This window comes from Pseudomonas sp. SIMBA_041, assembly GCF_046535095.1.
Lineage (GTDB): Bacteria > Pseudomonadota > Gammaproteobacteria > Pseudomonadales > Pseudomonadaceae > Aquipseudomonas > Aquipseudomonas mucoides.
The window spans coordinates 269,038-288,104 of sequence record NZ_JAWRXJ010000006.1; the positions used below are offsets into that span (position 1 = coordinate 269,038).

General features: G+C 59.7%; 14 protein-coding genes. 5 read left to right on the forward strand and 9 right to left on the reverse strand.

Features of this window, described 5'->3' with window-relative positions; translation table 11 throughout:
• Positions 1 to 104: 104 nt before the first annotated feature.
• The 4 genes from SB725_RS16780 to SB725_RS16795 form a co-directional block, all read right to left on the reverse strand.
• Positions 105 to 335 carry a DUF1653 domain-containing protein gene (locus tag SB725_RS16780; protein WP_027921689.1) on the reverse strand — a complete coding sequence of 77 codons (231 nt, stop codon included), beginning with the start codon at positions 333 to 335 and terminating at the stop codon, positions 105 to 107.
• 99 nt (positions 336 to 434) lie between these two features.
• Positions 435 to 1,610 (reverse strand): acetyl-CoA C-acyltransferase FadA, encoded by a 1,176-nt coding sequence (fadA, locus tag SB725_RS16785; RefSeq protein WP_007944141.1) that lies wholly within the window; start codon positions 1,608 to 1,610, stop codon positions 435 to 437.
• A gap of 32 nt (positions 1,611 to 1,642) precedes the next feature.
• Positions 1,643 to 3,790, reverse strand: coding sequence for a fatty acid oxidation complex subunit alpha FadB (gene fadB, locus SB725_RS16790; RefSeq protein WP_027921690.1), 2,148 nt, complete (start codon positions 3,788 to 3,790; stop codon positions 1,643 to 1,645).
• Positions 3,791 to 4,329: 539 nt separating this feature from the next.
• A complete protein-coding gene (locus SB725_RS16795) occupies positions 4,330 to 4,767 on the reverse strand; it encodes a hypothetical protein (protein ID WP_059181303.1) in 438 nt (145 codons plus the stop codon).
• Between the two features lie 104 nt (positions 4,768 to 4,871).
• Between SB725_RS16795 and SB725_RS16800 the strand changes: the two genes are divergently transcribed.
• Complete coding sequence (locus tag SB725_RS16800) at positions 4,872 to 5,309, forward strand: universal stress protein (protein ID WP_027921692.1); 438 nt, start codon at positions 4,872 to 4,874, stop codon at positions 5,307 to 5,309.
• Positions 5,310 to 5,411: 102 nt separating this feature from the next.
• Here SB725_RS16800 and SB725_RS16805 read toward each other — a convergent pair whose 3' ends face one another.
• Entirely contained in the window at positions 5,412 to 7,331 is a 1,920-nt protein-coding gene (locus SB725_RS16805; RefSeq protein ID WP_059181304.1) for an ATP-binding cassette domain-containing protein, read from the reverse strand.
• A 214-nt stretch (positions 7,332 to 7,545) separates the two neighbouring features.
• On the opposite strand from SB725_RS16805, the gene SB725_RS16810 reads away from it, so the two are divergent.
• Positions 7,546 to 9,474 (forward strand): transglycosylase SLT domain-containing protein, encoded by a 1,929-nt coding sequence (locus SB725_RS16810; protein ID WP_027921694.1) that lies wholly within the window; start codon positions 7,546 to 7,548, stop codon positions 9,472 to 9,474.
• A 69-nt stretch (positions 9,475 to 9,543) separates the two neighbouring features.
• Here the strand turns inward: SB725_RS16810 and SB725_RS16815 are convergent, their stop codons facing one another.
• Positions 9,544 to 11,328, reverse strand: coding sequence for an ABC transporter transmembrane domain-containing protein (locus SB725_RS16815; RefSeq protein ID WP_410922278.1), 1,785 nt, complete (start codon positions 11,326 to 11,328; stop codon positions 9,544 to 9,546).
• A gap of 254 nt (positions 11,329 to 11,582) precedes the next feature.
• On the opposite strand from SB725_RS16815, the gene SB725_RS16820 reads away from it, so the two are divergent.
• Complete coding sequence (locus tag SB725_RS16820; RefSeq protein ID WP_410922279.1) at positions 11,583 to 11,762, forward strand: PA1571 family protein; 180 nt, start codon at positions 11,583 to 11,585, stop codon at positions 11,760 to 11,762.
• A gap of 144 nt (positions 11,763 to 11,906) precedes the next feature.
• Here SB725_RS16820 and pdxB read toward each other — a convergent pair whose 3' ends face one another.
• On the reverse strand, positions 11,907 to 13,049 hold the full coding sequence (pdxB, locus tag SB725_RS16825; RefSeq protein WP_194939787.1) for a 4-phosphoerythronate dehydrogenase PdxB: 1,143 nt from the start codon (positions 13,047 to 13,049) through the stop codon (positions 11,907 to 11,909).
• 187 nt (positions 13,050 to 13,236) lie between these two features.
• Here pdxB and SB725_RS16830 point away from each other — a divergent pair, with 187 nt between their 5' ends.
• Positions 13,237 to 14,646: an MATE family efflux transporter gene (locus SB725_RS16830; protein WP_410922281.1), complete on the forward strand. Its 1,410-nt coding sequence runs from the start codon at positions 13,237 to 13,239 to the stop codon at positions 14,644 to 14,646.
• Here the strand turns inward: SB725_RS16830 and tusA are convergent.
• Both tusA and rlmM read right to left on the reverse strand, forming a co-directional pair.
• Positions 14,643 to 14,894 carry a sulfurtransferase TusA gene (tusA, locus tag SB725_RS16835; protein ID WP_007945068.1) on the reverse strand — a complete coding sequence of 84 codons (252 nt, stop codon included), beginning with the start codon at positions 14,892 to 14,894 and terminating at the stop codon, positions 14,643 to 14,645. The genes SB725_RS16830 and tusA overlap by 4 nt on opposite strands.
• A gap of 121 nt (positions 14,895 to 15,015) precedes the next feature.
• On the reverse strand, positions 15,016 to 16,089 hold the full coding sequence (gene rlmM / locus SB725_RS16840) for a 23S rRNA (cytidine(2498)-2'-O)-methyltransferase RlmM (RefSeq protein WP_410922283.1): 1,074 nt from the start codon (positions 16,087 to 16,089) through the stop codon (positions 15,016 to 15,018).
• Between the two features lie 210 nt (positions 16,090 to 16,299).
• Between rlmM and acnA the strand changes: the two genes are divergently transcribed.
• Complete coding sequence (acnA, locus tag SB725_RS16845; RefSeq protein ID WP_027921699.1) at positions 16,300 to 19,041, forward strand: aconitate hydratase AcnA; 2,742 nt, start codon at positions 16,300 to 16,302, stop codon at positions 19,039 to 19,041.
• Positions 19,042 to 19,067: the final 26 nt, after the last annotated feature.

The window sequence follows — 19,067 nt, forward strand, 5'->3', positions numbered from 1 at the left end:
GAATTCTAGAAGTGAAAGGCGGTTGGCGCCTGACGCGGCACCGCTATATATAGTGGCTACAAGGTGAGGTCAAGCGCAGGGTTTTGCGCGCACTCAACTTATGGCTACGAAAAAAGGCTCGGTTCGGCTTGCACCAAAGCAAAGCGTGGCACCTGTTCGCCGTCAACTTCGACCGACTCCAGGAACATGCTCAAGGGACGCACCCAAAAGCCGTAATCGCCATACAGGGCTTGGTAGAAGACCACTTCTTCTTCGGTTTCCGAATGCCGCGCGACACTGAATACGCGGTACTGCGGACCTTTGTAATGTTGGTAGAGCCCAGGTTGTATCGGCATGGTTTGGCCCTCACTCAAATCTTTTCAAAATAAAAACAAAAATAATTTCAGAAAAACAAAAACCGGGGCACTTGGCCCCGGCTTCCGTCAACGGATCGCTTAAACGCGTTCGAAGACGGTGGAGATGCCTTGGCCGAGACCAATGCACATGGTAGCCACCCCGAAGGTGCCGCCATTTTGCTTCATCACGTTCAACAGCGTGCCGGAGATACGTGCACCGGAGCAACCGAACGGGTGACCCAGGGCGATTGCGCCGCCGTGCAGGTTAACCTTCTCGTTCATCTTGTCGAGCACTTTCAGATCTTTCAGCACTGGCAGGGCCTGTGCGGCGAAAGCTTCGTTGAGCTCGAAGAAGTCGATATCGTTAATGCCAAGTCCCGCGCGCTTCAGTGCTTTTTGTGTAGCCGGTACTGGACCATAGCCCATGATTGCCGGATCCACACCTGCCACTGCCATCGAACGAATCACGGCCATAGGCTGGATGCCCAGGTCCTGAGCACGCTGCGCCGACATCACGATCATGCACGAGGCACCGTCGGTGATTTGCGACGAAGTACCTGCAGTCACGGTGCCGCCCTTCGGATTGAACGCTGGCTTCAGAGCCGCCAGGCTTTCCAGGGTGGTTTCCGGACGAATGGTTTCGTCGTAATCGAACAGTTTCAGGAAACCGTTCTCGTCGTAGCCCTGCATCGGGATGATTTCGTCTTTGAACTTGCCTTCCAGGGTCGCCTTGTGGGCGAGCTGGTGGGAGCGCACGCCGAAAGCGTCCTGTTGTTCGCGAGTGATGCCGTGCATTTTGCCCAGCATTTCAGCGGTCAGGCCCATCATGCCCGAGGCTTTCGCCGCGTACAGAGACATGTGCGGGTTCGGATCGACACCGTGCATCATGCTCACGTGGCCCATATGCTCGACGCCGCCGACGACAAACACGTCACCGTTGCCGGTCATGATCGCTTGCGCAGCAGTGTGCAGCGCGCTCATCGACGAGCCACACAGGCGGCTGACGGTCTGACCGGCAGCAGTGTGCGGGATCTGAGTCATCAGGGACGCCATGCGCGCGATGTTCCAGCCCTGTTCCAGGGTCTGGTTTACGCAGCCCCAGATCACGTCTTCGACTTCGTTCGGGTCAACCTTGACGTTGCGTTCCAGCAATTTGCTGATCAGGTGCGCCGACATGTCTTCGGCGCGGGTGTTGCGGTGCATGCCGCCCTTGGAGCGGCCCATCGGAGTACGACCGAAGTCGACAATCACGACGTCTCTTGGATTCAAGCTCATAAAATTTCACTCTCGCTCAAGTGTTGGGACGCTTAACCGAAGAACCGTTGGCCGGTTTTGGCCATTTCACGCAGTTTTGCGGTCGGGTGGTACAGCGCGCCCAAATCAGCGTACTGGTCAGCCAGGGCAACGAACTCGGCAACACCGATCGAATCGATGTAGCGCAGCGCACCGCCACGGAATGGAGGGAAACCAATACCGTAGACCAGACCCATGTCGGCTTCGGCAGCGGTTTCGACGATGCCGTCTTCCAGGCAACGCACGGTTTCCAGGCACAGCGGGATCATCATCCAGTTGATGATGTCTTCGTCAGTGACTTCGCGCTGCTCGTAAACGATCGGCTTGAGCACTTCCAGCACCGATGGGTCGGCGACTTTCTTCTGCTTGCCGCGCTTGTCAGTCTCGTAGGCGTAGAAGCCCTTGCCGTTCTTCTGGCCCAGGCGTTTGGCTTCGTAGAGCACGTCGATCGCGGTACGGCGGTCGTCTTTCATGCGGTCCGGGAAGCCCTCAGCCATTACGTCACGACCGTGGTGACCGGTGTCGATGCCGACCACGTCCATCAGGTACGCCGGGCCCATTGGCCAGCCGAATTTTTCCATGACCTTGTCAATACGGACGAAGTCCACACCGGCGCTGACCAGTTTGGCGAAACCGCCGAAGTACGGGAACAGTACACGGTTGACCAGGAAGCCCGGGCAGTCGTTGACGACGATCGGGTTCTTGCCCATTTTCTTGGCGTAGGCAACGGTGGTGGCAACAGCCAGCTCGCTGGACTTCTCGCCACGGATCACTTCAACCAGCGGCATCATGTGCACAGGGTTGAAGAAGTGCATGCCGACGAAGTTTTCCGGACGCTTGAGAGCTTTTGCCAGCAAGGTGATGGAAATGGTCGAGGTGTTAGACGCGAGGATGGTGTCCTCTTTGACCTTGTCTTCGACTTCAGCCAGCACGGCTTGCTTGACCTTAGGATTTTCGACGACCGCTTCAACCACCAGGTCCACGTGACCGAAATCACCGTAGGACAGGGTCGGACGAATGCCGTTGAGCACTTCAGCCATTTTTGCGGCGGTCATGCGACCTTTATCAACGCGGCCGACCAGCAGCTTGGCGGCTTCAGCCAGGCCTTGCTCGATGCCGTGCTCGTTGATGTCCTTCATCAGGATCGGCGTCCCTTTGGAGGCCGACTGATAAGCGATACCGCCCCCCATGATGCCGGCGCCCAATACGGCAGCCTGCTTCACGTCTTTGGCGATTTCGTCGTAGGCCTTGGCCTTTTTCTTCAGTTCCTGATCGTTCAGGAACAGACCGATCAAGCTCTGCGCGGCAGAGGTCTTGGCCAGTTTGACGAAACCGGCGGCTTCAACTTCCAGCGCTTTGTCGCGACCGAAGTTCGCGGCTTTCTGGATGGTCTTGATCGCCTCAACCGGTGCCGGGTAGTTCGGGCCAGCCTGACCGGCTACGAAACCTTTGGCGGTTTCGAAAGCCATCATTTGTTCGATTGCGTTCAGCTTCAGCTTTTCCAGCTTCGGTTGACGCTTGGCCTTGTAGTCAAACTCGCCGGAGATGGCGCGTTTGATCAGTTCCAGGGCCGCTTCCTGCAGTTTCTCAGGGGCAACCACTGCGTCCACTGCGCCGACTTTCAGCGCGTCTTCAGGACGGTTTTCTTTGCCCGCAGCAATCCACTCGATGGCGTTGTCGGCACCGATCAGGCGCGGCAGACGCACAGTGCCGCCGAAGCCCGGGTAGATGCCCAGCTTGACTTCCGGCAGACCGATCTTGGCCTTGGTGGACATGACGCGGTAGTCCGCCGCCAGGCACATCTCCAGACCGCCACCCAGGGCGATACCGTTGATCGCGGCGACAGTCGGGACGTTGAGGTCTTCGAAATCGCTGAAAATCTTGTTGGCTTCCAGATTGCCAGCAACCAGCTCGGCATCAGGCAGCTTGAAATTTTCGACAAATTCGGTGATGTCGGCGCCGACGATGAACACGTCCTTGCCACTGCTGACGATCACGCCCTTGATCGAAGCATCTGCCTTGATGGTGTCCACAGCCTGACGCAGTTCGTTCAGGGTTAGACGGTTGAACTTGTTGACGGACTCACCCTTGAGGTCGAATTTCAATTCGACGATGCCACTTTCAAGAGCCTTAACCGTGATGGCTTTACCTTCGTAAATCATCAACTGATCTCCACGATATGGAAGCTGAACAGTACACGTCGGACGCAGGCGAATGGCTCGGCAGGACGTTAAACGTCAATGCTACGCCAATCCACCCGGCACACCCTCCAACGCGATAGTCGGGATTCTGTAGGAGCGATCTGAAATACAAACGCTCAATTCATACGCCCGTTTGATTTGGGTACGCCACCTTCACGGAATTTCCGACAATTGTCAATCGCCCAAAATACGGGTTGAAACGCGACTTTGCGGTCACTTCCGTACTGCGAAGATCTTCAACACGCAGATGCATGTGAACTCATTCATAGAATCAATAGTTAGAAAAGTCGCCCTAATTCGCTGCAGCCCGCGTTTAACAAGCTACGCTGGCATGAACCTGAAGAAAAAAGATGAACGCGCTGGGTGAATGCCCGGCGTAAGATCAGCCCTACAGCGAATTACCGGCCTGCCTGGCCAACCCCAGCCCGATGATGATGTCGGGCTTTTTATTGCCTGTCTGTCAGACCCATCGCGCCATTGCAGCGCGAAATGTCCTTACTTTACGCCAGCGCTTTCAGCACCGCGTCAATGTCCTGCAAAACAGTCGCCTCGCCCTTCTCGCCCCAATACAAGGTAACCATTTGCTTGTCCGCCTCGATCTTGTAGACGTTGGCTGGCAATTTTTCGAAATGATTGAGCAACGCTCGATCCTCGCAAACCTCCTGCCACTGATTCACCCATACGCCTGGTGATTTTTGCCAGTAGCTCCAGCATGCAGGCTGATTGCCACGGCGTGGCCGATGGTACTGCGCACACGGGCTCGGCGGCTCCTGGCTCAGCCAGTGCGGCCATTCCTGAGGCGCCAGCTGCATGGCCAGGCCGATGCGTCGTGCCTCCATGCGCAGGGCCATGCGCCCGCTCTGACCACGTGACGGTCGCAACCATGCCAGCGGACTCAGCACCACCAACAGGATTGACACCACTATCCAGACCGTCATATCTGTACTCCCGATTCTTGATGGGCGCTTTGGGTCACTCTGGAACCATTGCGCTTGAAACCAGCCATACTTACCAATATTGCAATCCTCAGGAGGAGCACCTCATGCCCTACAACCATATTCTGGTCGCTGTAGATCTAACCGAAGAGTGCGACCCTGTAATCCACCGCGCTCGCGAGCTGGCGGTGAGCAACGGGGCGAAATTGTCCCTGGTGCACATTGTCGAGCCAATGGCCATGGCCTTTGGTGGCGACGTGCCGATGGACCTGTCACAACTGCAACAACAGCAGTTCGATCAGGCCAAGGAGCGCCTAGAGCGCCTGAAAGCCAAATACGCAGAGCTTGAAGGTGCCAACTGCCACCTGACCTATGGCCAGCCACGCCAGGAAATCCATCATTTCGCCAAGGAAAACCACTGCGACCTGATCGTGGTCGGCAGCCATGGCCGCCATGGCCTGGCGCTGCTGCTCGGGTCGACCGCCAATGATGTGCTGCACGGTGCACCTTGCGACGTACTGGCGGTACATCTGATCAAACGCTGAAACGCTCCCACATTTGATCTGCATCAGCCTGTAGCTCGCGTTACATATGAAAAGCCCGACGCTCATCACTGAACGCCGGGCTTTTTTTTGTTACGGGATCAATCAGGCATCCAGCTCGGCCCAGCGCTCGACCATCACGTCCAGCTCGGCCTGCAACTGCTCCAGCTGCGCAATCACCGCGGCCGTCTCGACAGCAGGACGCTGATAGAAACCGGCATCGGCCATTTGCGCTTCAACCGCCGCAATCTGCTGTTCCATGGCTTCGATCTGAGCCGGCAGCATTTCCAGCTCACGCTGATGCTTGTAGCTAAGCTTCTTCTTAGCCACCGGTGCTTCAGCAGCTGCAACGACAGGTGCTGCCTGCGCCGTTACAACTGCGGAGGTCAGGTCGGCCTTGCCGGATTTGCTCTCGGTCACGCCCAGCAGGCGCGGCGAACCACCCTGACGCAGCCAGTCCTGATAACCACCGACGTACTCGCGAACCTTGCCTTCACCTTCGAAGACCAGGGTGCTGGTGACCACGTTGTCGAGGAATGCCCGGTCGTGACTGACCATCAGCACGGTGCCGTTGAAGGTCAGCAAGACCTCTTCCAGCAGTTCGAGGGTTTCAACATCGAGGTCGTTGGTCGGTTCGTCGAGGACCAGCAGGTTCGCCGGCTTGCTGAACAGCTTGGCCAGCAACAGACGGGCACGCTCACCACCGGACAGCGCCTTGACCGGCGTGCGGGCACGCTGCGGGCTGAACAGGAAGTCACCGAGGTAGCTCAGCACGTGACGGCTCTGACCATCGATATCGATGAAGTCGCGACCTTCGGCCACGTTGTCGATCACAGTCTTTTCCAGGTCCAGCTGATGGCGCAACTGGTCGAAATAGGCCACGTCGATGCGCGTCCCCTCTTCCACTGTGCCGCTGGTTGGTTGCAGACCACTGAGCATCAGCTTCAGCAGTGTGGTCTTGCCGGTACCGTTGGCGCCGAGCAGACCGATACGGTCGCCGCGCGTCAGGACCATCGAGAAATCCTTGATCAGGAACGGGCCACCCGGGTGAGCAAAGCTCACGTTCTCGAGGACCATCACCTGCTTGCCGGACTTGTCAGCGGTGTCCAGCTGAATGTTGGCCTTGCCGGTGCGCTCACGGCGCTCGCTGCGCTCGACGCGCAAAGCCTTCAATGCGCGGACGCGGCCTTCATTACGGGTGCGACGGGCCTTGATGCCCTGGCGGATCCAGACTTCTTCCTGGGCCAGCTTCTTGTCAAACAGCGCGTTGGCGGTTTCTTCAGCGGCCAGCGAAGCTTCTTTGTGCACCAGGAAACTGGCGTAGTCACCGTTCCAGTCGATCAGGCCACCGCGGTCCAGTTCGAGGATGCGCGTCGCAAGGTTTTGCAGGAATGAACGGTCGTGCGTGATGAACAGCACGGCGCCCTGGAAATCCTTCAGCGCTTCTTCGAGCCAGGCAATGGCACCGATGTCCAGGTGGTTGGTCGGTTCGTCGAGCAGCAGCAGGTCCGGTTCGGAGACCAGGGCCTGAGCCAGCAGGACGCGACGACGCCAGCCGCCGGACAATTCGGCGAGAGTCTTGTCGGCCGGCAACTGCAGACGGCTCAACGTACTGTCGACCAGTTGCTGCAAACGCCAGCCATCGCGGGCTTCGAGGTCATGCTGGACGTGCATCAGTTTGTCCAGGTCGGCGTCGGTGACGATGTTCTGGCTCAGGTGGTGATACTGCGCGAGCAGCTCGCCCACACCGTCCAGGCCCTCGGCAACCACGTCGAACACGGTCCGCTCGTCGGCCACCGGCAATTCTTGCGGCAATTCGCCAATCTTGAGGCCAGGTGCACGCCAAACGGAGCCCTCGTCGGGCTTCTGGTCGCCCTTGACGAGCTTCATCATGCTGGACTTGCCAGTGCCGTTGCGGCCGATGATGCACACCCGCTCACCACGGGCGATCTGCCAGGACACCTTGTCCAACAACGGCATAGCGCCGAAAGCAAGGGACACATCGCTGAATTTGAGCAGGGTCATGAGCTTCTCCAAAAACCGGGGGCGCATTCTACCTGACTTGAGGCTTCAGAAGGCCGGCAATTTCACTCTCGAAGCACTCTGCATAACAAATGTTACGAACTTGGGCTGACAGGCCTGCAAAGCTTTCGCCCGTTGCTGGCAAAAGGCTAAGCTACAGATTATTCAGTGCAGGTAATCCCGCACTTGTCTCATGATTTCTCTGCCCGGACGTCTCATGCGCAGTCGCCTTTTCAGTCTTTTATCTTGCTTGCTACTTTCTGCTACTGCCGTTCAATCAGCGCAGGCAGTGGACCTGTCCACCCAGCGCCAATATTACGATGAAGCCAAGCGCGCCCTGGCCAAAGGCGATACCGGTCCTTACTTTCGCTACAGCCAGGCCCTCAGTGATTACCCGCTGGAGCCGTACCTGGCCTATGACGAGTTGACCGCCCGTCTAAAAACCGCCAGCAATGCCGAAATCGAGAAATTCCTCGCCGACCACGGTGACCTGCCGCAAGCCAACTGGATGAAATTGCGTTGGTTGCGCTGGCTGGCCGACCGTGGCGACTGGGCGACCTTCGTCAAGTATTACGATCCCAAGCTCAATTTCACCGAACTGGACTGCCTGAATGCGCAGTATCAGATTGGCCACAACCAGAAGGCTGAAGGCTATGCCAACGCCAATAAGCTGTGGCTGACCGGCAAATCCCAGCCCGCCGCCTGCGACGCGTTGTTCGGGCAATGGGCTGCCGAAGGTCAACTGACCGAGCAAAAACGCTGGGAGCGCGCCAAGCTCGCCGCCCAGGCGCGCAATTATCCACTGGCCAACAGCCTGGTTAACGGCCTGACCACCCTCGCCCCTCGCGGACGACTGCTGATCGATGTGGCGCAAAAGCCCGAGCTGCTCAACCAGCCTTCGCGCTTCACCCCGGCTGACGAACCGATGTCCGACGTGGTCAGCCTTGGCCTGCGCCGCCTGGCCAAGCAGGACCCGGACAAGGCCATGGACTTGCTCGACGGTTATGCCAGCAGCATGCACTTCTCTCGCGACGAAAAAGTGGCGATCGCCCGGGAAATCGGCCTGACGCTGGCGCGACGCTATGACCCTCGTGCGCTTGATGTCATGACCAAGTACGACCCGGAACTGCGCGACAACACCGTGTCCGAATGGCGCCTGCGCCTGCTGCTTCGCCTGGCTCGCTGGGACGACGCCTATCAGTTGTCTCGCCGCTTGCCACAGGACCTGGCGACCACCAACCGCTGGCGCTACTGGCAGGCCCGCGCCCTTGAGCTGGCGCAGCCACAGAACCCGGAAGCGCAGACGCTGTACAAGAGCCTTGCCCGCGAACGTGATTTCTATGGCTTCCTTGCCGCCGACCGCTCGCAGCTACCGTACTCGCTACTCAACAAACCGCTGGTACTCAGCCAGGCCACCATCAATAAGGTGCGCAATACGCCAGGTATACGTCGAGCACTGGAGTTCCACGCCCGCGGGCAGGTCGTCGACGGTCGCCGCGAGTGGTATTACGTCAGTCGTCACTTCAACCGTGACGAAATGGTCGCCCAGGCGAAACTGGCCTATGACCTGAAATGGTATTTCCCGGCGATCCGCACCATCAGTCAGGCGCAGTACTGGGACGATCTGGACATCCGCTTCCCGATGGCCCACCGCGAAACCCTGGTCCGCGAAGCCAAAGTACGCGGCCTGCATTCCAGCTGGGTGTTCGCCATCACGCGCCAGGAAAGTGCTTTCATGGACGACGCCCGCTCAGGCGTCGGCGCCAGCGGCCTGATGCAACTGATGCCCGGCACCGCCAAGGAAACCGCACGCAAGTTCAGCATTCCGCTGGCCTCGCCGCAGCAAGTGATCGACCCGGACAAAAACATCCAGCTCGGCGCCGCGTACCTGAGCCAGGTCCATGCCCAGTTCAACGGCAACCGCGTCCTCGCCTCCGCCGCCTACAACGCCGGTCCCGGCCGCGTGCGCCAGTGGCTGCGCGGCGCAGACCACCTGAGCTTCGATGTCTGGGTGGAAAGCATCCCGTTCGACGAAACCCGTCAGTATGTGCAGAACGTGCTGTCGTATTCGGTGATCTACGGGCAGAAGCTCAACTCGCCACAGCCGCTGGTGGATTGGCATGAACGGTATTTTGATGATCAGTGATCCCGTTTTGACCCACTGACAAAAAAAAGCCCGCATCGATTGATGCGGGCTTTTTTTGGGGTGCTCGACTTAGTCGGTAACCGGGTCGATCACCGTGTTGTGCCCATCACTAAACTGCAACGCCGCCAATCGCGCATACAGCGCATTGCTCGCAATCAACGCCTGATGCGTCCCCACCGCCACCAGTTTCCCTTGGTCCATGACCGCGATCCGGTCAGCATTTTTCACCGTGGCCAAACGGTGAGCGATCACCAGCGTGGTGCGGTTTTTCATCAGGCTGGGCAGGGCTTGCTGGATCAGGTGTTCGCTCTGGGCATCGAGGGCGCTGGTGGCTTCGTCGAGCAACAGGATCGGCGCGTCCACCAGCAATGCGCGAGCAATGGCCAGGCGTTGGCGCTGGCCGCCAGACAGCCCGAGGCCGCCGTCGCCAAGATGCGTCTGGTAACCGTGGGGCATTTGCTCAATGAAGTCGTGGGCGTAGGCGATTTTTGCCGCTTCCTGAACCTGAGCCAGGGTTGCCCCCGGATTACCGTAGCGGATGTTCTCTTCGATGCTGCCGAAGAACAGCGCAGGATTTTGCGAAACCAGCGCGAAGCAACGGCGCAGGTCGAGCGGATCGAGCTGGGTCAACGGCACGCCATCGAGCAGGATCTGCCCGGCGGCCGGATCGTAAAAGCGCAGCAGCAAGTCATACACCGTGGATTTTCCGGCCCCGGACGGCCCCACCAGCGCGAGGGTTTCGCCCGCGTTTATGGTCAGACTCAAGCCATCGACGGCATAACTTTCGGGCCGCGACGGGTAGGAAAAACGCACATCCTGTAGAACCAGATCGCCCTTCACCCGCTCCGGCAAGGTTACCAGGCCGGTGGTCGGTGGCTGGATGATATTTTCCGAACGCAGCAATTCGGCAATCCGCTCGGCCGCCCCCGCCGCGCGCTGCAACTCACCGATTACTTCGCTCAAGGTGCCAAAGGCACTGCCGACGATCAGGCTGTAGAAAACAAACGCCGCCAGTTCACCGGCCGAGATCCTCCCGGCGATCACGTCCATGCCACCAACCCACAGCATGACGCCGACAGCACCCAGCACCAGCACGATCACCAGCGTGATCAACCAGGCGCGCTGGAAGATGCGTTTACGCGCGGTGTCGAACGCCTGTTCCACGGTCAGGGCAAAGCGCTGCTCGTCCTGGACCTGATGGTTGTACGCCTGCACGGTTTTGATCTGGCCGAGGGTTTCGGAGACATAGCTGCCGATATCGGCAATCCGGTCCTGGCTCAGGCGCGACAGATTGCGCACCCGACGGCCGAAAATCAGGATCGGGGCAATCACCAGCGGCAACGCAATCACCACGATGCTGGTGAGCTTGGGGTTAGTGATAAACAGCAGCACGATTCCGCCGATGACCATCAGAAAATTGCGCAGGAACAGCGACAGCGACGAGCCGATCACCGATTGCAGCAACGTGGTGTCGGCGGTCAGCCGCGACTGGATTTCGGAACTGCGATTGTTTTCGTAGAACCCCGGATGCAGATAAACCAGGTGGTTGAAGACCTGCCGGCGGATGTCTGCGACCACCCGCTCGCCGATCCACGACACCAGGTAAAAACGCGCGAAGGTGCCGATCGCCAGCCCCACCACCAGCACCATGAACAAGCCGATGGATTGATTGAGCAGGTGCGGTGACTGGGTCATGAACCCCTGATCCACCAGCAGGCGGATGCCCTGCCCCATCGACAAGGTAATGCCGGCGGTGACAATCAACGCGAGCAAGGCGCCAAAGGCTTGCCAGCGATAGGGCGCAAGAAAGCGAAGGGTCAGGCGGATCGCGCGGCGGTGACGAGCAGAGAGCATCGAGGGTTATCCAGTACGCCATTGATATCGCCAGCCTACACGGTCAGCGGGTGAACGCTGTAAATCACAATGAGTCAGGTTAATTATGACCGCGACGACTAGCCCCTAGACGCTATTGGTCTAAAGTCCGGGTGGCAACGTTTATAAATTTCTGGTGGACTGACATTGCCGTTCGGGAAAGATCGCAGGGAGTTGTCATAGCCCGGTCACCTGAAGGTTCTAAAGTAAGCACACACCTGAAGAGGAGACAGGCCATGTCCTTGCAAAACAGCAGCGAAGACAAGATTCAAGTGATCCGCACACAGCCACACCAGTCTCTGGGGTGCTCGATTATCGATGCCGATGGGCGTGAAGTACCGATCACTGAAGACATGATCCAGAAAGCGTGCAGCGAACTGGAAAAGCGATTGGTCAAGCCTGCCGAACAAGAGTGATATAGCCACCGTCTTCTTGACCCGGCCCTGGTTGGCCGGGTTTTTTATGGGTGATTTTTGAGGGTGCTGAGTCGTCCACCCATTCAGCGAACGCCCCAAGACCTGTGGGAGCATGGCTTGCCCGCGATGGGGCCAACTCGGTCTCTATACAGCCGAAGCCCCCAACGCCGCCACAATCCTGCGCAACTCAGCCGAATCCCCCTCAATCCGCACCTGCAACCCATCAATCTCCCGACGCGACGGGTAATGCTTGCGCAGCACATCAAACGCCGCACGCTGTTCGCTCACACTGCCTACAAGACTGCGGCGAAAATCCGCATCGTCACGGCGCGGGTCGTACACACCACGGCACAGCATGGCCAGCGCCCACGCCGGATCAGCCTGCGCATGCAGGGTCACTTGCGACAACCACGGTGCCGGCAGCAAATCACTCAGGCTGACCTGAGCCGGCTGCCCGAGAAACGCGCAATACGCCTGATAGATCTGCGCCGTCCCACGCTGTTTGCCGTCAAGGCTGTAACCGGCAATGTGCGGCGTCGCCAGCACGCACAACTCCGCCAGCGCCACGTCGACCTCAGGTTCACCTTCCCAAACGTCGAGCACCGCTTGCAGGTCTTCGCGCTCAAGCAGCACTTGGCGCAGGGCGGCGTTATCGACCACCGGGCCACGACTGGCGTTGATCAGCCAGGTGCCGGGTTTGAGCTGACCCAAGCGGTTTTTATCGAACAAATGCCAGGTCGACTGCGCGCCGTGCTTCTTCAAAGGTGTGTGCAGGCTGATGACGTCGCACTGCTCGATGATCTGTTCGAGGCTGACAAAATCACCGCCTTCAGCTGCCTGCCGGGGCGGATCGCACACCAGCACGTTCCAGCCCAGACCTTGCAGGACCTTGACGAGACGACCGCCGACTTCGCCGGCACCGACCACGCCATACGTGCGCCGGGTCAGGTCAGCGCCTTCGATTTCAGCCAGGGTCAGCAGACTGCCGAGCACGTAGTCGACCACACCCCGGGCATTGCAGCCGGGCGCGCTGGACCAGGTGATGCCGGCTTGCTGAAAGTAGTCCAGGTCCAGGTGATCGGTGCCGATGGTGCACGTGCCGACAAAGCGCACGTTGCTGCCTTCGAGCAAGGCACGATTGACGTTGGTCACCGAGCGGACCAGCAGCACATCGGCTTGTTCGACGGTGGCGCGGTCGATGGAACGTCCCGGTACCCGGCGGATTTCACCGAACCCTGAGAAGAAGGCATCCAGCAGCGGGATATTTTCGTCGGCAACAATCAGCATGGCAGGCTCCTTTGGCGGATCGGCAGTGTAGGCGGAGATGACCTTTGTGAGCCAGCAAGCATTGCGCAGGGAATCTCGCAACGTCCGAAATACAATTACAAATCCCTAACACAGGACTTTTCCTGACCACTGCGTCAGGGCGTAGAATGCATCGCCTTGCGCATCAACACCTTTGGACGTTTCGCCTTTGAATTCCGTGACTGACCGCCTTGCCGCTACCACCCTCACCCGCCCGGCCCGGGTTCGCCTGGAGCTGAAAAACCTGCTCACCCTGGCGCTGCCGATCATGATCGCGCAACTGGCAACCACTGCCATGGGGTTTGTCGATGCGGTGATGGCGGGCCGGGTCGGGCCTCGGGATCTGGCGGCGGTCGCACTGGGCAACTCCATCTGGGTGCCGGTGTTTCTGCTGATGACCGGCACCTTGCTGGCCACCACGCCAAAAGTCGCCCAGCGCTTTGGTGCCGGCACCCACAGCGAAATCGGGCCGATTGTGCGTCAGGCACTGTGGCTCGCCCTGGTGGTGGGTTTGATGGCCACCGGCATGCTGTTCAGCGCCGAGCCGATCCTGCACATGATGAAGGTCGATCCCGAATTGATCGGCCCGTGCATGCAATACCTGCACGGCATCGCCAGCGGCTTGCCCGCCGTCGCCTTCTACCATGTGTTGCGCTGCTTCAGTGATGGCCTGGGGCGTACGCGTCCGGCGATGGTGCTGGGCCTGTGCGGGTTGGCGCTGAACATTCCACTCAATTACATCTTCATCTATGGCCACTTCGGTGTACCGGCGATGGGCGGTGTCGGTTGCGGCTGGGCCACGGCGATTGTGATGTGGGTGATGGCGCTGGGCATGGCCGGCTGGGAACGCTGGGCGCCGGCGTATCAGTCGAGCCAGTTGTTCAGCCGTTTCGACTGGCCGCAATGGTCGGTGATCAAGCGCTTGCTGGGCATTGGCCTGCCGATCGGCATCGCGGTGTTCGCCGAATCGAGCATCTTTGCCGTCATTGCGCTGCTGATCGGCAGCCTTGGCGCCACCGTGGTCGCCGGCCATCAGATCGCCCTGAACTTCAGCTCGCTGGTGTTCATGATCCCTTACTCCCTCGGCATGGCCGTGACGGTGCGGGTCGGCCAGGCCCTCGGTCGACAGGAACCACGCGAGGCACGTTTCGCCGCGGGCGTCGGCATGGGCACGGCGCTGGCGTATGCCTGCCTGTCCGCGAGCATGATGCTGTTGCTGCGCGAGCACATTGCAGCGATCTACACCGCTGACCCGACGGTGATTCGAGTGGCCGCGATGCTGATCGTGTACTCGGCGCTGTTCCAGTTTTCCGATGCCATCCAGGTGACGGCAGCCGGCGCATTGCGCGGTTACCAGGACACGCGGGTGACGATGATCCTGACGCTGTTCGCCTATTGGGGGATTGGTTTGCCGGTGGGTTACGCGCTGGGCCTGACCGATTGGCTGGGTGCACCCAGTGGCCCGAGCGGGCTGTGGCAAGGTTTGATCGTGGGCTTGAGCTGCGCGGCGCTGATGCTGTCGATCCGCCTGGCGCGCAGTGCACGCAAGCGGATTCGTATCAGTCATTCGGCGGGTTAAGCGAGTTTCTTGCGAATCCAGTACAGGTAGGTGCCCGCCTCTTCGTGCTGCGCCACCAGTTCGTGGTCAAGAAACACGCAGAACTTGGGAATGTCGCGACGGGTCGACGGATCGGTCGCAATCACCTTGAGCAGGCCGCCGGGCACCAGGTCGCGGATGTGCTGGTGCAGCATCATGACCGGTTCCGGGCAGTTGAGGCCGGTGGCGTCGAGGGTGCCGTCTACCGGCGTATCAAGCATTTCACTCATGATTAACTCCTGAAACTGGCCAGCATTGTCGCGCATTGCCGGGTCTTCGGTCATCTGTGGCATACAGCCGCCCCTATGGGGGCTCCCACAAAAGCTCTTCCCCACAAATGGGTTGTGTGGATCAGCGGGATTTCGGTTTCTTTACATCCAGCCGGCGCAGGTGGCACGTCACTTCTTCCCGGTCGTGATAAAGCTGCTTACAGCCGATCTCGACCCGAATGCCGCGCTCCTTGAACCCATCGGCGATGCGTTCCAGCAAGCGCTTCACCTCGGCATAACGCTGCTTCATCGGCAGTTTGAGGTTGACCACCGCTTCCCGGCAATGCCCCTCGCCAATCCACTCTTCCAGCATCGCGGCGTTGCGCGCCGGCTTCTCGACGATGTCGCAAACCATCCAGTCCACCGGCTGCCGGGGCTTGAAGGTGAAACCGTCGGCCATCAAGTGTTGCACCAGACCGGTGTCCATCAGGCTTTCGGCCATCGGGCCGTTGTCGATGGCGGTCACCAGCATGCCGCGGTTAACCAGTTGCCAGGTCCACCCGCCGGGGGCAGCGCCCAAATCGACGCCGGTCATGTCACTGTGCAGACGCTCATCCCACTGGTCACGCGGGATGAAGTGATGCCAGGCCTCTTCCAGTTTCAGCGTCGAACGGCTTGGTGCCTCACGCGGGAACTTCAGGCGCGGAATGCCCATCGGCCACATCGCCGAGTTGTTCGACTCGGCCAGGCCCATGAACACTTCACGGCCGCTCTTGAACGTCAGCAGCAGACGCGGTTTGTGCGCATCTTCCACCAGTTTGCCGGCGGCCATCAGCGCCTTGCGCAGGTGACCTTCAAACTTCTTGCAGAAGTTCGACAGTTCCTTGCCATCGTTGGTGTCGACCATTTCCAGCCACAGGCTGCCGCACAGCGGAAAGTCCGCCATGTGCGCCAGGATCACGCTGATGCGGTCGGTTTCCGGCAGATCAATAAAGATCCCGCGCGCCCATTGGCGCGGGAAGATCAGCTCGGCGAAACGCTGGCCACGCATCAGGCGCTCGGCGCCATCTTCTTCGGTGCAGATGAACTCGGCGCAGGCGCTGGCGGTTTTGGCCTTGGCATAACCGGCCACGTTCAGGCGGGCGGCGTGTTCGGCAATCTCGGAACAGACTTCGCCTTCGAAGCCCGGCCGGCAATGCATAAAGAGGGTGCTCATTGAATCTCCTGGGCAATCGGCAATGAATCGATGCGCAAACTTGCCCTGTAGCAAAGCCTGTCACGAAAACCGGCGCATGATAGCCGAGTTCGGAACCTTGGACTTAACCATAGAGTCCAGTTATTAGCCTTAACGTCCAAACAGGGCTAGGTTAAGAGCTCTGTCCGTCCCGCCAGTCCGTCGCCGTGCGGACCCAAAGGAGTCATTTCAATGCCGTCCCTCGATAGCCTGAAAACCCTTAAAACCCTGCAAGTCGACGACAAGACCTACCATTATTTCAGTCTGCCCGACGCGGCCAAAAGCCTCGGTGATCTCGACAAGCTGCCCATGTCGTTGAAAGTGCTGCTGGAAAACCTGCTGCGCTGGGAAGACGAAAAAACCGTCACCGGCGCCGACCTCAAGGCGATTGCCGCGTGGCTCAAGGAGCGTCGCTCCGACCGCGAAATCCAGTACCGCCCCGCCCGCGTGCTAATGCAGGACTTTACCGGCGTGCCCGCCGTGGTCGACCTGGCCGCCATGCGCGCCGCCATGGCCAAGGCTGGCGGCGACCCGCAACGCATCAACCCGCTGTCGCCGGTGGACCTAGTGATCGATCACTCGGTGATGGTCGACAAATTCGCCAGTGCCAGCGCCTTCGAGCAGAACGTCGACATCGAGATGCAACGCAATGGTGAGCGATATGCGTTCTTGCGTTGGGGCCAGAGCGCCTTCCACAACTTCAGCGTGGTGCCGCCGGGCACCGGGATCTGCCACCAGGTCAACCTTGAATACCTCGGACGCACGGTCTGGACCAAGGACGAGGATGGCCGCACCTACGCTTTCCCCGACACACTGGTCGGCACCGACTCCCACACCACCATGATCAACGGCCTCGGCGTGCTCGGCTGGGGCGTCGGCGGGATCGAAGCGGAAGCGGCGATGCTCGGCCAACCGGTGTCGATGCTGATTCCCGAAGTCATCGGTTTCAAACTCACCGGCAAACTCAAGGAAGGCATCACCGCCACCGACCTGGTGCTGACCGTCACCCAGATGCTGCGCAAGAAAGGCGTGGTCGGCAAGTTCGTCGAGTTCTACGGCGACGGCCTCGCCGACCTGCCGCTGGCCGACCGCGCGACCATCGCCAACATGGCCCCTGAATACGGCGCCACTTGCGGCTTCTTCCCGGTGGACGATGTGACGCTGGAGTATTTGCGCCTGTCCGGCCGACCACCGGAAACGGTGAAACTGGTCGAGGCCTACTGCAAGGCTCAAGGCCTGTGGCGCCTGCCGGGCAAGGAACCGATCTTCACCGACAGCCTGGCGCTGGACATGACCAGCGTCGAAGCCAGCCTCGCCGGCCCTAAACGTCCGCAGGACCGTGTTTCCCTGCCCAATGTCGCGCAGGCGTTCACGGACTTCATCGACCTGCAATTCAAACCCACCAGCAAGGAAGTAGGACGCCTGGAAAGTGAGGGCGGCGGCGGTGTCGCAGTGGGCAACGCGGACTTGGCCGGTGAAGCCGATTACGAACACGACGGCCAGACCTACCGCCTGAAAAACGGAGCGGTGGTGATTGCCGCGATCACGTCCTGCACCAACACCTCCAACCCGAGCGTGATGATGGCGGCGGGTCTGGTGGCGAAAAAGGCTGTGGAGAAAGGCCTCAAGCGCAAACCGTGGGTCAAGAGTTCACTGGCGCCCGGTTCGAAAGTGGTCACCGACTACTACAAGGCAGCGGGCCTGACTCAATACCTCGATGAACTGGGTTTTGCGCTGGTCGGCTACGGTTGCACCACGTGCATCGGCAACTCCGGCCCATTGGCGGAGCCGATTGAAAAAGCCATTCAGGCCGCCGACCTGACCGTTGCTTCGGTGTTGTCGGGTAACCGCAACTTTGAGGGACGCGTGCATCCACTGGTGAAAACCAACTGGCTGGCCTCCCCGCCGCTGGTCGTTGCCTATGCGCTAGCCGGTACGGTGCGCATCGACATCAGCCGTGAGCCGCTGGGCGATGACAAGGACGGCAATCCGGTGTACTTGCGGGACATCTGGCCGAGCAGCAAGGAAATTGCCGATTCAGTGAGTCAGGTCAACACGGCGATGTTCCACAAGGAATACGCCGAAGTGTTTGCCGGCGACGAGCAATGGCAAGCCATCCAGGTGCCACAAGCGGCGACCTATGTGTGGCAGGACGATTCGACCTACATCCAGCATCCGCCGTTCTTCGACGACATCGGCGGCCCGCCGCCGGAAGTCAAGGACGTCGCCGGGGCGCGGGTACTGGCGCTGCTCGGCGACTCGGTGACCACCGACCACATCTCCCCCGCCGGCAATATCAAGGCCGACAGCCCGGCCGGTGAGTACTTGCGCGACAAAGGCGTGGAGCCGCGGGACTTCAACTCCTACGGTTCACGTCGCGGCAACCATGAAGTGATGATGCGCGGCACCTTCGCCAACATTCGTATCCGCAACGAAATGCTTGGCGGCGAGGAAGGCGGCAACACTTTCTATATTCCTACGATGGAGAAAATGCCGATCTACGACGCGGCCATGCGTTATCAAACGTCAGGCACGCCGCTGGTGGTAATTGCCGGTCAAGAATACGGCACCGGTTCAAGCCGCGACTGGGCGGCCAAGGGCACTAACCTGCTGGGCGTGAAAGCGGTCATCGCGGAAAGTTTCGAGCGAATTCACCGCTCCAACCTGGTCGGCATGGGCGTGTTGCCGTTGCAGTTCAAGCTGGATCAGAACCGCAAGAGCCTGAACCTGACCGGCAAGGAAACCCTGGATATCCTAGGGTTGACCGGTGTGGAGCTGACGCCGCGGATGAACCTGACGCTGGTGATCACCCGTGAAAATGGCAGTAAGGAAAAGATCGACGTGCTGTGCCGCATCGATACGCTCAATGAGGTCGAGTACTTCAAGTCCGGCGGGATTTTGCACTATGTGCTGCGCCAGTTGATTGCCTCATAAAGGCCTGCTGACAAAGACACCGCCTT